At 60.4% G+C, this 13,860-nt stretch carries 13 protein-coding genes and 1 riboswitch; of the genes, 3 read left to right on the top strand and 10 right to left on the bottom strand.

Annotated features, from left to right (window positions below; all coding sequences use genetic code 11):
• Positions 1–58 precede the first annotated feature (58 nt).
• Both J8G15_RS09320 and thiC read left to right on the top strand, forming a co-directional pair.
• A complete protein-coding gene (locus J8G15_RS09320) occupies positions 59–1,336 on the top strand; it encodes an NRAMP family divalent metal transporter (RefSeq protein ID WP_240538499.1) in 1,278 nt (425 codons plus the stop codon).
• A 149-nt stretch (positions 1,337–1,485) separates the two neighbouring features.
• Positions 1,486–1,586, top strand: a riboswitch (TPP riboswitch).
• A gap of 122 nt (positions 1,587–1,708) precedes the next feature.
• Positions 1,709–3,583, top strand: coding sequence for a phosphomethylpyrimidine synthase ThiC (gene thiC / locus J8G15_RS09315; RefSeq protein ID WP_210547198.1), 1,875 nt, complete (start codon positions 1,709–1,711; stop codon positions 3,581–3,583).
• A 136-nt stretch (positions 3,584–3,719) separates the two neighbouring features.
• On the opposite strand, the gene J8G15_RS09310 is transcribed toward thiC, so the two are convergent.
• From J8G15_RS09310 to ctlX, 4 genes are all read right to left on the bottom strand, one after another.
• Positions 3,720–5,204 (bottom strand): DegQ family serine endoprotease, encoded by a 1,485-nt coding sequence (locus tag J8G15_RS09310; protein WP_210547197.1) that lies wholly within the window; start codon positions 5,202–5,204, stop codon positions 3,720–3,722.
• A gap of 137 nt (positions 5,205–5,341) precedes the next feature.
• On the bottom strand, positions 5,342–6,688 hold the full coding sequence (locus tag J8G15_RS09305) for an ATP-binding protein (protein ID WP_210547196.1): 1,347 nt from the start codon (positions 6,686–6,688) through the stop codon (positions 5,342–5,344).
• Complete coding sequence (locus J8G15_RS09300; RefSeq protein ID WP_210547195.1) at positions 6,685–7,344, bottom strand: response regulator transcription factor; 660 nt, start codon at positions 7,342–7,344, stop codon at positions 6,685–6,687. Before J8G15_RS09300 ends, J8G15_RS09305 begins: the two co-directional genes overlap by 4 nt.
• A gap of 68 nt (positions 7,345–7,412) precedes the next feature.
• On the bottom strand, positions 7,413–8,351 hold the full coding sequence (gene ctlX / locus J8G15_RS09295; protein WP_210547194.1) for a citrulline utilization hydrolase CtlX: 939 nt from the start codon (positions 8,349–8,351) through the stop codon (positions 7,413–7,415).
• A gap of 174 nt (positions 8,352–8,525) precedes the next feature.
• Between ctlX and J8G15_RS09290 the strand changes: the two genes are divergently transcribed.
• A complete protein-coding gene (locus J8G15_RS09290; protein ID WP_210547524.1) occupies positions 8,526–8,948 on the top strand; it encodes an Lrp/AsnC family transcriptional regulator in 423 nt (140 codons plus the stop codon).
• A gap of 6 nt (positions 8,949–8,954) precedes the next feature.
• On the opposite strand, the gene J8G15_RS09285 is transcribed toward J8G15_RS09290, so the two are convergent.
• The 6 genes from J8G15_RS09285 to J8G15_RS09260 form a co-directional block, all read right to left on the bottom strand.
• Positions 8,955–9,407 (bottom strand): nuclear transport factor 2 family protein, encoded by a 453-nt coding sequence (locus J8G15_RS09285; protein ID WP_210547193.1) that lies wholly within the window; start codon positions 9,405–9,407, stop codon positions 8,955–8,957.
• A 3-nt stretch (positions 9,408–9,410) separates the two neighbouring features.
• A complete protein-coding gene (locus J8G15_RS09280) occupies positions 9,411–10,193 on the bottom strand; it encodes an SDR family oxidoreductase (RefSeq protein WP_210547192.1) in 783 nt (260 codons plus the stop codon).
• An 11-nt stretch (positions 10,194–10,204) separates the two neighbouring features.
• A complete protein-coding gene (locus J8G15_RS09275) occupies positions 10,205–10,738 on the bottom strand; it encodes a DUF3833 domain-containing protein (protein WP_210547191.1) in 534 nt (177 codons plus the stop codon).
• Complete coding sequence (locus J8G15_RS09270) at positions 10,738–12,039, bottom strand: MFS transporter (protein ID WP_210547190.1); 1,302 nt, start codon at positions 12,037–12,039, stop codon at positions 10,738–10,740. The genes J8G15_RS09275 and J8G15_RS09270 overlap by 1 nt, the downstream gene beginning before the upstream one ends.
• Positions 12,036–12,515, bottom strand: coding sequence for a chalcone isomerase family protein (locus J8G15_RS09265; protein ID WP_240538498.1), 480 nt, complete (start codon positions 12,513–12,515; stop codon positions 12,036–12,038). Before J8G15_RS09265 ends, J8G15_RS09270 begins: the two co-directional genes overlap by 4 nt.
• 68 nt (positions 12,516–12,583) lie before the next feature.
• Positions 12,584–13,834 (bottom strand): cyclopropane-fatty-acyl-phospholipid synthase family protein, encoded by a 1,251-nt coding sequence (locus J8G15_RS09260; RefSeq protein ID WP_210547188.1) that lies wholly within the window; start codon positions 13,832–13,834, stop codon positions 12,584–12,586.
• Positions 13,835–13,860 lie beyond the last annotated feature (26 nt).

Genomic DNA, 13,860 nt, shown 5'->3' with positions numbered 1-13,860 from the left:
CATCTTCAGGCCTGTTTGGTTACGCTCGCCCGCAATACGAAAACTCAGGACTGCGACAGTGAAACAAAAGAAAACAGCAGCGTTTGTTCAGCGGCTCGGGCCAGGCCTGATCACGGGCGCGGCGGACGATGACCCCAGTGGCATTGCCACCTATTCTCAGGCCGGTGCCCAATTCCGGTTTGGGCTGGTTTGGACCTTGCTGCTGACCACGCCGCTGATGATTGGTATTCAGATGTTGTCGGCCCGCATTGGCTGGGTGACGGGTCGCGGTTTGACGGCCAATATCGACGAGTTGTTTCCCCGTTGGCTGACCACGGTGTTAGTGGGTTTGCTGGTGGTGGCCAATACGATCAACATTGCCGCTGACATTGGGGCCATGGCCGAGGCGGTTCGGCTGCTGATAGGGGGCTCGCTGGCGGTCTATGTGTTTGGGTTTGGCGCTTTTTGCATGGCCACGCAGGTCATTTTTTCTTATGAACGAACGGTTCGCTTGCTGAAATGGCTCACGTTGTCACTGTTTGCCTACGTGGCGGTGATTTTGAGTGTGTCGGTGCCGATTCACCGGCTGATTCAGGAGTCTCTGCAGCCCTGGGCGTTTTTCCCGGCTGATCTGTCGCTCAAGGAATACATGGCGATGGTGGTAGCCGTTCTGGGCACCACCATCAGCCCCTATCTTTTCTTTTGGCAGGCCGCTCAGGAGGTGGAGGACAACAACCGTCGGCCCGAGTCGCAGGCCCTGCGAGCGCACCCTGAATATGCGGCGGAGCATTTGTTTCGCATCAAGCAGGACACCTTTTTCGGCATGACGTTTTCCAACGTGATTGCCTTGTGCATTGTGGTGGCGACCGCCGTGACGCTGAACATGCAGGGCATCACCCATATTCAAACGTCGGCGCAAGCGGCCGAGGCGCTTCGCCCTATTGCGGGTGAGTTTGCGTTTGCCCTGTTCGCGCTGGGCATTATTGGCACCGGCCTGTTGGCGGTGCCGGTGTTGGCAGGTTCGGCGGCTTATGCGGTGAGTGAACTCTATGGCTGGAAGGCGAGTCTCTCGCATGGCTTCAAAGAGGCACGGGGTTTTTACCTGATCATCATGGCTGCGACCGGCATTGGGTCGCTGATTGGTTATCTGGAGGTTGACCCGATTCAGGCCTTGGTTTGGAGCGCCATCGTCAATGGCGTGATCTCGGTCCCCATCATGGCCGCGTTGATGTGGATTGGTCAGTCAGAGCGCCTGATGGGCAAGCTCACGATCAGCCAGCGTCACCGATTCTTTGGCTGGGCGGCCACGTTGGTCATGGGGGTGGCCGTGATTTTGCTGGGCCTGACCAGCCTGTAATTTTGGGTTGATCGTTGAAATAAAAAATTGTTTTAAGTAAAAAGTGCTTGCAGCCCTTGTCTGATCTGCGTAAAGTGCTACTAAAATTATAGCAAATCTCCGGCGAGTCAAGTCGAACGCGCGCCAGCCCGGCCATCATCGCTTAGACTTCGCCTTGCCCGGGGTGCGCTAAGTAGCGCTGAGATGGATTACCAGACCCGCGAACTTGATCCGGTTAATACCGGCGTAAGAAGAGCAAAACACCTGATATTTGTGCGCCCACCCGAATTTTCTTCGGGCTATTTCTGGGCCGTGGTGTGTCCTCCCTGGTTCGCGTGATTGGTTGACGGCTCTTCTCCGGAGCGTTTGGCCCACCTTTCAGGAGAACACGCGATGAATGCCCCCGACAAGTTCACTCAGTTACTGAGCCTTTCCCGCAAGCCCTTGCCGGCTTCGCGCAAAATTTACGTGCCCGGCGCGCAGTCCGATGTGCATGTTCCCATGCGCGAAATCATGCAAACCAACGGGGAAGCTGTCTCTGTGTACGACACCTCGGGCCCCTACACCGACCCCACCGCCCACATTGACGTGCGCCAGGGTCTGCCCACCGTGCGCTCCAGCTGGATTGAGAAGCGCGGCGACACCGAGCTGTACACGGGCCGTACCCCTTACGCATTGGACGATGGCTTGAAAAACGGCGAGACCGAAACGCTGGCCTTGCTGCGCGCCCAAGCGGCCGGCCTGCAGCGCCAGCCGCGCCGTGCGAAAGCGGGTGGCAGTGTGTCTCAAATGCACTATGCCCGTCAAGGCATCATCACCCCTGAGATGGAGTACGTGGCCATTCGCGAGAACCAGAAGCTCGAATGGATGGCCCAGTACACCGGCAATGCCGAGCGCGAGGCGCGCCTGGCGGGCAACAGTTTTGGCGCCAGCATTCCCCGCGTGATGACGCCTGAGTTTGTGCGTGATGAAATCGCCCGTGGTCGCGCCATTATTCCGGCCAACATCAACCACCCCGAGATCGAGCCGATGGCGATTGGGCGCAATTTTCTGGTCAAGATCAACGCCAACATTGGCAACTCGGCGGTCACCTCCAGCATTGAGGAAGAGGTTGAGAAGTTGGTGTGGTCGATCCGCTGGGGCGCAGACACTGTCATGGACTTGTCCACTGGCAAAAACATCCACACTACCCGCGACTGGATTCTGCGCAACTCACCCGTGCCCATTGGCACGGTGCCGATTTACCAGGCGCTGGAAAAGGTAGGCGGCGTGGCCGAAGACCTGACCTGGGAAATCTTCCGTGACACGCTCATCGAGCAGGCGGAGCAGGGCGTGGATTACTTCACCGTGCACGCGGGTGTCCGCCTGGCCTTCATCCACCTCACCGCCCAACGCATGACTGGCATCGTGTCACGCGGGGGCTCCATCATGGCCAAGTGGTGTATTGCCCACCACAAAGAAAATTTCATCTACACCCACTTTGATGAGATGACTGAAATTTTGAAGGCCTACGACGTGAGTTACTCGCTGGGCGATGGCTTGCGCCCCGGTTCTGGCGCGGACGCCAATGACGAAGCCCAGTTTGCCGAACTTCGCACCCTGGGTGAGTTGACACAGCAAGCCTGGAAGCAAGATGTGCAGGTCATGATCGAAGGCCCTGGCCATGTGCCCCTGCACATGGTGCAGGCCAATATGACCGAGCAGCTCAAGCACTGCCACGAAGCCCCGTTCTACACACTGGGACCACTGACCACCGACATCGCACCCGGCTACGACCACATCACCAGCGGCATTGGCGCGGCGATGATTGGTTGGTTTGGCACCGCCATGCTGTGCTACGTGACGCCCAAAGAGCACCTGGGTTTGCCTGACCGTGACGACGTGAAGGTCGGCATCATCACCTACAAAATCGCCGCCCACGTGGCCGACGTGGCCAAGGGCCACCCCGGCGTGCGCGCCCGTGATGACGCCTTGTCCAAAGCCCGCTTTGAGTTCCGCTGGATGGACCAGTTCAACCTGTCGCTGGACCCTGACACCGCACGTGACTTCCATGACGAAACCCTGCCAAAAGACTCGTCCAAAGTGGCGCATTTCTGCTCCATGTGCGGACCCAAGTTCTGCTCCATGAAGATTTCGCAAGAGGTACGGGAGTACGCCAAGATCAAAGGTGTGACGGACGAGCAGGCACTGGCTGAAGGCATGGACGCCAAGTCAGAAGAGTTCAAGCGTGGCGGCGGCGAGATCTACATCCCGATTGCAAAAGCTTGATCGCTCAGGGCAATGGCCGGAAGGCGCAAGGGCGAGAACGGCGGCGCTCCGTCTGCAGCGCAGACGCGTTCCTTCAGCCGCTGAGAGTCCGGGAGGGGTTCTCAGCGGCTGCTCCCTCAAAATCAGATGGCCGGATTTAGCCCAGACGAACCGGTACAAAAATCTTGTCTTCACCGCGTTGAATCAACAGGGCGACGGATTTCTGCGACTTGGCAACAACCGAGCGCACCTGCTCCACACTGCTCACGACCTGCCCATTGACGGCCAGCAGCAGGTCACCACTTTGCACGCCGGCGTAAGCCGCAGCGCCCTGGACATCTTGAATCAAAAGTCCCGAAGGCAAGCCGGAGGCTCGCAGTTCGTCAGGCTGAAGTGGACGCAATGCCAGGCCCAACCGTCCCTGCGGTGTGCCAGGGTCTGCGCTGGCCACATCGGCCGCCTTTTCATTGGCATTGCCCAACTGGGCCTCAATGGTTTTGGACTCGCCTTTGCGCCAAATCTCAAACTGAACTTTGTCCCCCGGCGTGGCAAGGCTGATGACCGCCGGCAGATCGCCCGAGGACACCACGGCCTGCCCGTTCATTTTGCGAATGACGTCGCCAGGTTCCAGTCCGGCCTTGTCAGCAGGCCCACCTTTTTCCACACTGGATATCAGGGCGCCTTCGGGGCTGCTCAATTTGAACGAGTCCGCCAGTGCCTGGTTGACCTCTTGGACCGACACGCCAAGGCGTGCGTGCTCCACCTTGCCGTGCGCCACGATTTGGTCTTTGATTTTGCTGGCCAGGTCCATGGGAATGGCAAACGACAGGCCCTGGTAACCACCGCTTCGGCTGTAGATTTGGGAATTGATACCCACGACCTCGCCCCGGCTGTTGAACAGCGGCCCGCCGGAATTGCCGGGGTTCACCGCGACATCGGTCTGGATGAAGGGCACAGCGCTGTCATCCGGCAAGGAGCGACCTTTGGCGCTGACCACTCCGGCGGTGACCGTGTTCTCGAAACCAAAAGGCGAGCCAATCGCGAGCACCCATTCACCCGCACGCAGGTCACTGGTTTTTCCAATCGTGACGGTGGGCAAGTTTTTGGCCTCGATTTTGAGGACGGCAATATCGGTTTTGGTGTCGAAGCCCAGTACCTTGGCAACGAACTCCCGTCGGTCGGTGAGCTTGACCGTGACCTCTTTGGCATCCCGCACCACATGGGCGTTGGTCAGGATGATGCCGTCTGCGCTGACGATAAAGCCGGACCCCTGGCCGCGTGACGGTGTGTCGGGTTGCTGAGACTGCCCCTGCCCATTGGGTTGAAATTTCCGGAAAAATTCAAAAAACGGATCGTTGCCAAAGGGGTCTTCCCGGCCGCCACGCCGGACTACCGGGCCTTCATCGGACGTTTTGACCATGCCGGTGACGCTGATGTTCACCACTGCCGGCCCGTATTGCGCGGTGATTTTGGCAAAGTCGGGCACAGTCACGCCCGGGTTGACCAGGGTGGTGACGGCGGGGGCAGAAACTGCTTGGGCAGAGCCCATGTGCTGCAGAGCGGTGACACTGGCGCCACCGATGGCGCCAGCGGCCACCAGGGCCAAAACCAGCTGACTGCTTTTGAAAGAGTTGAGTTTCATGAGGTGCTCCTGAGTTGAGTGATTCCGATGACTCAACTATGGGCACCCAGCCTTAGGTGAGTCTTAAACCCAGATAGCTCATTAGGACGAAAATCACCCACCAGCCACCGCGTAGGCTCGCAGGGCCGCCTAATGGGCTATCTGGGTTGCACCACGGGGAACCTCACCTCGACCCGCAGGCCTCCCAAGGTGGGCGACTCGCCCAACCGTACCGTGGCATGGTGCCGCTCGGCGATCGCCTTGACGATCGCGAGCCCCAAGCCGGTGCCGGTGGCAACGGAATCGGGACTTCGGTAGAACGGCTCAAAGACCCGCGCGCGCTCAGGGGTTGGAATACCGGGGCCGCTGTCTTGCACCAGCAGCTTGACGTAGCCCGGATCTACCCGATTCAGCTCAATGGTGACCTGCCCGCCTGCCGGTGTGTACTTGAGGGCGTTCTCCAGCAAATTGCGCAGCAGGATGAGCACGGCGTCACCGTCGCACCGTATGTAGACGGGGGCCAAATCGCCTGAATTAAGGTCTATCTGCGCCAGTTGTGCCTGTGGTAGAGCATCCGTCAGTGCGCGCTGCGTGAGGGTCGCCAGGTCCTGAGGGAGACCATCGGCGCCAATGGGGTCGTCTGCGCCCTGGCGGGCCAGCAGCAGCAATTGATTCATGAGTTGGATGGACCGCTCGATACCCTGATTCAGCCGGGTGATCGCCAGCGTACGGGTCCCCTCGTCCGGGGCTCGGCTGAGCGCCTGGGCTTGCACCTTCAGCGCGGTCAGCGGCGAGCGCAGCTCGTGGGCCGCATGGGCTACAAACGATTTTTGGGCATCAAAAGCGGTTTGCACCCGCGCAAACAGCAGGTTCAATTCATCGACCAGCGGCAAGACTTCATCGGGCAGCCCCACTTGAGACAGGGAAGAGAGGTCGTCTGCCGCACGGCTGGCGACTTGCTGGCGGGTTCGCTCCAGCGGCAGCAAGGAGCGGCGAATCACCCACCAAAGGATGAGCAACAACAGTGGCGCCATCAAGGCCATGGGCAGCATGGCGCGAAATGCCAGGGCACGGGCGCGGGCCGTTCGGGCGCTCATGTCCTGGGCGATCTGGATGGTTTGGTAGGCCGTTTGCAGCGAGTACACCCGGTACTGAGTTCCCTGCAATTGCACGTCTGAAAATCCGAGCACCGCACGGGGGGGCAGCGCCGAGTGGCCAGAGCGAAACAGCTGCACGCCGTTGGGGCCCCAGATTTGAATCACATAGCCTGAAGCCGTGTCGCGCGGATCTTCCAGAAAAGGGGTGCCCAGCGCGGGGCCACCGCGCAGCGAATAGGCCATTTGCTGCAGGTGGTAGTCGAACATCTCGTCCGCTTGCTGCAAAGCACCCCGGTAGGCTGAAAGGGCTTGCAGCAAAGCAGCCAGCACCACGGCGGTCATGGTAGAGACCAGCAGGCGGCGCCGCAGGGAGTGGCCCGTTTTGATCTTAGTGGAGGCGCTTGTCATGTGGATGCCAGGGCGTAGCCCAGACCGCGCACGGTTTGAATCAGCTCACTGCCCAGTTTTTTGCGCAAACCATGCACATAGACTTCAACGGCATTGCTGCTGATGTCGTCTTTCCAGCTGTACAGCTTCTCCTCTAGTTGGGCGCGCGACAAAACGATGCCGGGGCGCGCCATGAGCGCTTCCAGCACCGCCCACTCACGGGCAGACAGCGTCACGGGTAGGCCGTCACGCTGGGCTTCGTGCGTGATGGGGTTCAATCGAATGTTGTTGATCTCCAGCACGGGGTCCGGGCGACCCGCGCCACGGCGAATGAGGGCACGAATACGGGCCAGCAGTTCATCCAGGTCATACGGTTTCAACACATAGTCATCGGCACCGGCATCCAGACCAGCAATGCGGTCGGCAACCGCATCGCGCGCGGTGACGACGATCACCGGGGTGCGGTCCTGCCGCTGTCTCAGGCCCTTTAAAACGTCCAGGCCGTCGCGTTTGGGCAAGCCCAAGTCGAGCAGCATCAAGTCGTAGTGCTGGGTGCGCGACGCGGTGTCGGCCATGGCTCCGTCCTTCACCCAATCGACGGCAAAATGTTCAGCGCGCAGCACATCCAGCACGGTCTCGCCAATCATGATGTCGTCTTCAACCAGAAGCAGTCGCATGTTTCCCTTCCTTTGATCAAGAAACATGATGCCTCAAGCTGCTTAAGCCCGCCTTAAGGGGGGGCAGGTCAGCGCGCCCGGCGGGCCAGGTGAATGCCAGCCAGCATGCAGCGCACCGAGCCGCCTGCCAATTCAATGGTGGGAACGTCCAGCGGCAGCAATTGAACAGACTGCTCGATGGTCGCAATCTGCGCGGGCTGCAAACTGTTTAGAGCCCGCGTCGAGAGGGCCAGCAGGCGGCGTTCTCGGCCGGTCAGCTCCAGCGCATTGCCGGCAAACTCGGCGATCTGTTCAGTGCTGAGGTCGATGATGGCGCGACCGGATTCCGCTAGGCGGGCCCGGATTTCTTCGCGTCGGGCGGGGTTCTGAATCATGGAGAACCCGACCAAGGCGAATTCAGTGGCCACGCACATGAGCACATTGGTGTGGTACAGCGCTTGGCCATGGGAGTCAGCCGCGTCAAACACCATCGGCTCGAAATTGAAATGGGTGGCAAACCGCTCCAGCGCCACGGCATTGGCCCGGTTGGAACGAGCGGTGTACGCCACGCGGTCCACATGGTCGAGCACCATGGCGCCGGTGCCTTCCAGAAACAGGTCGTCGTATTCCAGACCGGAGTAATCGATGACGTCTTGCACCCGGTAGTTGGCCTTCAGCATCTCGACCACATCCACGCGCCGCTCGCGGCGGCGGTTGGGCGAGTACATGGGGTACAGCGCAATGCGCCCGCCCGCGTGGGTGGAGAACCAGTTGTTGGGGAACACCGAGTCCGGCGTGTTGTGTGTGCCGGTGTCGTCAAACAAATGCACCGTCACGCCATTGGCCTCCAGCTTCGCCGCGGCCGCCGTCACCTCCGCATAGGCCGCAACTGCAGTGCTACTAGCCGCCTCCAGAGCGGCCGTGCGCTGGAAGGCGTTGTCGGCGGCGGTTTCGGGGTTGGGTGAAAAGGTGTGTGGGCGAACCATGACCACCGCGCTGGGGGCCTGAATGGAGCGAATAGGGCGCATGAACGTGTCCTGGTGAAGGGGGGTGTGCCCGTTCACTTGAGCGGGCATGGCGGTGATTGTTCTTTGAAGCTCAGCTATACGGAAGCGGCCAAAATGTCACAATTAGTTTTGTAATTTGTCTATTTGATAATATTAAATGGGCGTTTTGTATCTTTTGACGCGTTGAGGTGCATGATGGACGATCTGGATCGGGAGTTATTGGGGCTGTTGCGCGACGACGCGCGCTTGCCGGTTGCCACCTTGGCCAAAAAGCTGCGGGTGGCACGCGCTACCGTGCAAAACCGGCTGGCCAAGATGGAGAGCGACGGCACCGTGCAGGGCTATACCGTGCGCTTGAAAGCCGCCACCGACGGGCACCGGGTGCGCGCCATGATGACGATTGCGGTGGAGGGGAGCCGCGCCACCGACATCATGGTCAAGCTGCGCGGTCACCCCAGCGTGTATTCCCTGCACAGCACCAATGGGCGCTGGGACATCGTGGCCGAGCTACGCGCTGACACGCTGGAGGCGTTTGACCGGGTGCTCAACACCATTCGTCAGATCGAAGGTATTGCCACCACTGAGACCAGCATCCTGCTGTCAACTTTCAAGGCTTGAGGCAAGTTAACTGTTGGCGCGCTTTTTGAGCCAGCGCATCAAGCCGCCCACCAACGGGAATTTTTCGTACAGCTCTTCGGCTGCATCCCAGTAGTCGCGGTGCAGGGTGATCAAACCTTGCTCATCAAGAATCAAATGCGTGGCGCCTCGCACGGTTTGCAGGGTGGCTTGTTGAAAACCCTTGAAGCGAAACAGGAAATCCCAGGTCAGGAAACACTGCTGACCTTGCACCACACGAGCCGTGACGACAAAGCGTGGCTCGTGCAAGGCCTCAAACATGTGCGCAAAAATGCGCTGAATTTCAACCAACCCCTGCACTTCGTTGAACGGGTCTTTGAATCGGGCCTGTGCTGCGTAATACGTGCCAAACCGGGTCAGGTCGGCTGGTGAAATTTGCTCAAACCAGGCCACCATGCCGGTGACGGCCTGTTCAGTAGGGTGTTCAAAAGCGGGGGTCATGGCTTATAGCCCGGTGAAACGGCGCACCGCCGGAAAGTAGCCGCTGTAGGGCAGCAAGTTCAGAAACTTCATCATGCGAGTGAAGCGTTTGGGGAAGTGAATTTCAAAGTCACCCCGCGTCCAGCCGCGCAGAATGGCCTGGGCGGCGTCTTCGGGAGCCATCAGCGCGGGCATGGTGAAGTCGTTGCCGGCGGTCAGCGGCGTGGCCACAAAACCGGGGTTGACCAGGCTGATGCCCACGCCCAAATCATGCAAGTCCAGGTACAAGGTCTCGGCCAGGTTGATCAGCGCCGCCTTGGTGGGGCCATAAGCCAGGCTTTTGGGCAGGCCACCAAAGCCGGCCACGCTGCTGATGACGCTGAAGTGGGCGGGCGCACCTTTTTTCGCTGCTGCCAGTAGGGTCGGCAGCACCGCGTCGAGCACCCGCAAGGCGCCGGTGTAGTTCACGTCTTGGTGGTTCAGCATCACGCCCATATCAAACTCGGTGGCGCGCATATCTTGGTAAGTGCCGGCGCAATAAAACACCAAATCCAACGCTCCGCTGGCCAGCAGTTGTGCCGCGGCGGCCTTGACCTCGTCGTCCTGAGTCACGTCCAGCGCTACAGCGAGGCTGCCAGGGTGCTCGGCCACAAAGTCGGCGAGCGACTGTGCGTTGCGGGCAGACACCACTACTTGGGCGCCCTGCGCATGCAGTGCTGATGCAGTGGCCCGGCCAATGCCGCTGGAGGCGCCCAGCAGCCAGACGCGCCGGCCGGTCCAGCTGGGTATTTTGGGGTTCAGACTCATGGGTGGCGACTTTAACGTTTGGTGAATGACAGCGTGAGATCGCCCAGGCGCACGCCAAACTTGCTCATGGTGGCACGGTTTAGCATGGTGCGCTCATCGATCAAATACATCCAGTCGTCCAATTGAACTTCCCAGGTCTTGCCGTCCACTGGCAGGTTCAGGGTGTAGTTCCAATGGAATGCGTTGCCGGATGTTTGGCCACGCGCCACGCCCACTACATCGCCTGCTGTGCCGGTGTAGGTGCCGCCCTCGCCACGGATCAGGGTCCAGACGCGGCGCTCGGTGGTGCCGTCTGAATAGGTGAATGCTTCGTCCAGAACGCCTTTGTTGCCCTGCCAGCTGCAGTCCATGACCACGGTGAATCGTTTGACGACGTGCCCGCTGCGGTCTTGAAACATGCCGTAGCCATCAATGCGGCCATTGAAATACTCGGCCAGGTCGAGCGTGGGTTTTTCACCCAGGAAGTCAGACATTTTGGGGCCGGCGCAACCGGCCAGTACCAGGGGTGCTGCGACAGCGCTGGAGAGAAGAAGACGTCTTTGCATCAGGAATTCCCTTTCGGTAACAGGTGCCGGCCCGGCTGGGGCTGGCGAATCAACAAAAAATACAGGGCCAAAGCGGCTGCCAGTTTGAGCGCGCAGGGCAGCACGGCATAGGCCAGACCCAGGGTGCGAAGTGCCTCCGGGTCGCGACCACCAGGCGTGTAGCCCAGGGCGTCGAGCAGCGGCAGGGCCAACCCCGCTGCCAGTGCCAGATTGAGCTTGGTGGCCAGGTTCCACCAACCGAAGTACGCGCCTTCCAGGCGACCTTGGTCACCTTGCTTCGCAATCACGCCCGCAAGCAAGGCGCTGGGCAGAGCCAGGTCGGTGCCCAGAGCCACCCCCGAGAGGGCGCAAACGATCAAGAAGGCGGTGATATCACCCTGTCCCAGTCCCGCCGCCCACGCAAACACCGCAATGGCCAACAGCATGCCTGCCAGCCAGGTGCGCGCCAGGCCCCAACGAGCCACGGCCTTGATCCACAGCGGGATCGACAGTGCGGCGGATAAAAAGTAGGCGCCCAAAAACAGGGGTTCCTGAGCGGCGGGTGCCTGCAGGCGGTCTTGAATGAAGAACAGCACCAGCGTGGCAGGAATCGCGCTGGCAATGCCATTGAGCATGAAGACGGTCAGTAAACGCCGAAAGCCCGACTGCCGCCACGGGTGCCACAGGCTGGCGCGCGGTGCACTTGTCAAAGAAGGGGTCTCACTGCGCTGCGGTTCAGGCGCTTGGGACCACGCGAGCCAGCCCACCGCCAGCGCCACAGCCAGCACGCCGATCATCACCGGCAAGCCAAAGACCGAGGGCAGCACAGCGGCCAGCAGCACGCCCACTAACCCCAACCCTTCCCGCCAAGCCACGATGCGGCCTTGGTGCAGCTCGCCGCCCCCTAAGCGAGCGCCCCAGGATTGGTGGGAAATACTGAGTTGGCTATAGGCGGTGTAGACGACCAACAAACAAGCCAGCGCCCAGTACTGAAGCGCTTCAGGCGTGCTTACTCGGGGGAAGAAAAGGGCCTGCATGCCCAGCGCCAGAATCAGCGCTGAAATACCGCCCATCATGAGCACGGCGCGCCGTGAACGGGCAAACAGGCGGTCGCTCAGGCGACCCAGCAACGGGTCGGTGAAGGCATCGAACAAGCGGGCCAGAAGCAGCACGGCACCCAGCGTAGCCAGCGGCATGCCGAATTCGCGTGCGTAATGGTTGGGCAGCAACACATACAGTGGCAGCGCTACAAACGCCAGAGGCAGGCCCAGCAAGCCATAGCTCAGGCCATGGCGCAAGGTGACGGTGGCGGCTTGGGTCACTGGGGTGCTCCGGGCAGGGCCAGCAGGGCCTCGCGCAAACGGGGCTCGGAGGTGCGCGGCGACAACCAGATACCGAAGAACAGGGGGCCAAAGGCGGGGTCGCTCACCTCGCCCACGGTTTTCCCCTTCAGTTGAAACACGGCCGGCCCGCCCGGCTGGAACAAGCCGGTGAGGTGGTCGCCCGCCTTGATTTCGGGCAGGGCAGCTTGCAGGGCTTGACGCCAGCGCGTGCCTTGCGCTGGGCTGAAGTCGCCAACGCGCTGCATCTCGGTCAAGGAGCGCTCGGCAATGGATTGCGCGCTGAAATCACGCTGATAAGCGAGCGTCAAGGCGAGCGGGAGGGCTGCGTAGCGGTCGGCCTGAAAACCGGGACTGACCCACAGTCGAGCGCTGTAGATGTCAAAGCCCCAAAACCGCAACGTGCCTTGTCCGGCGGCTCGAAGGCCGGGCAATGGGGGTGCTGCGTCCGGCGCCATGCTGGCCCAAGTTCTTAAGCAAAAAGTGGTTGTAGTCCCCGCAATTAAAGCGAGAGCAGCTCTCTTTTTCATAGCGATGGCCGAACCAAGGTGTACTGCACCAGATCGGTGTTTTTCATGGTGAAGGCGGCTTCGCAGTAGCAGAGGTAGAACTCCCAGATGCGCATGAAGCGTTCATCAAAGCCCTGTTGAAGAATTTCGGCGCGGTGCGCCAAAAACCGCTCGCGCCAGTGCCGCAGAGTCAGTGCGTAGTCTTGACCAAAAGAAAACTCTTCGACCACCTCCAAGCCAGCTGCTTGCGCCTGGCGGCGGATCTCACTGGGGCAGGGCAGGCAGCCACCGGGAAAGATGTACTGCTGGATGAAGTCTGTGGAGCCGATGTAGCGGTCAAACAGGCTGTCATCAATCACGATGCTTTGAATGCAGGCTTTTCCTCCGGGTTTTAACAGCTTTTTAACCGCCTGAAAGTAGGTCGGCCAGTACTCGCGACCCACGGCCTCGACCATTTCAATGGAGCAAATGGCATCAAACGGCCCGTCCTGAATGTCGCGGTAGTCCTGTAAGCGCAGGTCGTGACTGACGGCAGCACCACTGCCAGCAGGCGCCACGCCCAGTTTCGCCATGCGGTCTTGGGCAAAACTGAGTTGTTCGGTGGACAGAGTCACCCCTGCCACGGATGCGCCGAACTCGGTGGTTGCCATTTCAGCCAATGCGCCCCAGCCACAACCGATTTCCAGCACCCTGTCGCCCGCCTTCACGCCGGCTTGTTTCAGGGCGCGGCGTACCTTGGCGTTTTGGGCGGTGATCAGGTCCCCGTCAGCGTGCCCTTCAAACCAGGCGGACGAGTAGTTCATGGTCTCGTCCAGCCAGAGTTTGTAAAAGGCATTGCCCAGGTCGTAATGCGCGTGGATGTTTTTCTGGCTGTTGGCGCGGGTGTTGCGGTTCATCAGGTGCTTGAGCCGGTACAACAGTCGCCCGGCCCAGCTGCCGTAAATGGCTTCTTCAATGTGCACCCGGTTGGCCACAAACAGTGCCAGCAAGTCGGTGAGGTGGCTGGTGCTCCAGTCGCCGGCAATGTAGCTCTCTGCAAAGCCAATGTCGCCTGACTTGAGTGAGGCGCTGAAAACCTGCCAGTTGTGCAGACAAATGCTAGCCGCCGGCCCTTCATGCTGGCCGAAGTGTTGCAGCGAGCCGTCAGGCAGTTGCACGGTCAGTGAGCCGACCTGAATGCGCTGAAGTAATTTCAGTCCGGTTCGGGCGGCGGCTGGAATATTCGCCGGCCAGGTGCGAGGAGCGTGGGTGGCAGTGGTGGTGTTCATGGAAGTCTCCTTGAGCGGGGAATGAA

The organism is Rhodoferax sp. PAMC 29310 (assembly GCF_017948265.1).
GTDB lineage: Bacteria > Pseudomonadota > Gammaproteobacteria > Burkholderiales > Burkholderiaceae_C > Rhodoferax.
Note: the sequence above shows the minus strand (reverse complement) of the source record. Positions and strands in the feature narration are given on the sequence as shown.

Coding starts and splice junctions, on each gene's coding strand:
- J8G15_RS09265 (WP_240538498.1), bottom strand. CDS start 12,515: ATGGCGCCGGACGCAGCACCCCCATTGCCCGGCCTTCGAGCCGCCGGA.
- J8G15_RS09285 (WP_210547193.1), bottom strand. CDS start 9,407: ATGACCCCCGCTTTTGAACACCCTACTGAACAGGCCGTCACCGGCATG.
- J8G15_RS09300 (WP_210547195.1), bottom strand. CDS start 7,344: ATGCGACTGCTTCTGGTTGAAGACGACATCATGATTGGCGAGACCGTG.
- J8G15_RS09275 (WP_210547191.1), bottom strand. CDS start 10,738: ATGCAAAGACGTCTTCTTCTCTCCAGCGCTGTCGCAGCACCCCTGGTA.
- J8G15_RS09310 (WP_210547197.1), bottom strand. CDS start 5,204: ATGAAACTCAACTCTTTCAAAAGCAGTCAGCTGGTTTTGGCCCTGGTG.
- J8G15_RS09260 (WP_210547188.1), bottom strand. CDS start 13,834: ATGAACACCACCACTGCCACCCACGCTCCTCGCACCTGGCCGGCGAAT.
- J8G15_RS09305 (WP_210547196.1), bottom strand. CDS start 6,688: ATGACAAGCGCCTCCACTAAGATCAAAACGGGCCACTCCCTGCGGCGC.
- J8G15_RS09290 (WP_210547524.1), top strand. CDS start 8,526: ATGGACGATCTGGATCGGGAGTTATTGGGGCTGTTGCGCGACGACGCG.
- ctlX (WP_210547194.1), bottom strand. CDS start 8,351: ATGCGCCCTATTCGCTCCATTCAGGCCCCCAGCGCGGTGGTCATGGTT.
- J8G15_RS09280 (WP_210547192.1), bottom strand. CDS start 10,193: ATGAGTCTGAACCCCAAAATACCCAGCTGGACCGGCCGGCGCGTCTGG.
- thiC (WP_210547198.1), top strand. CDS start 1,709: ATGAATGCCCCCGACAAGTTCACTCAGTTACTGAGCCTTTCCCGCAAG.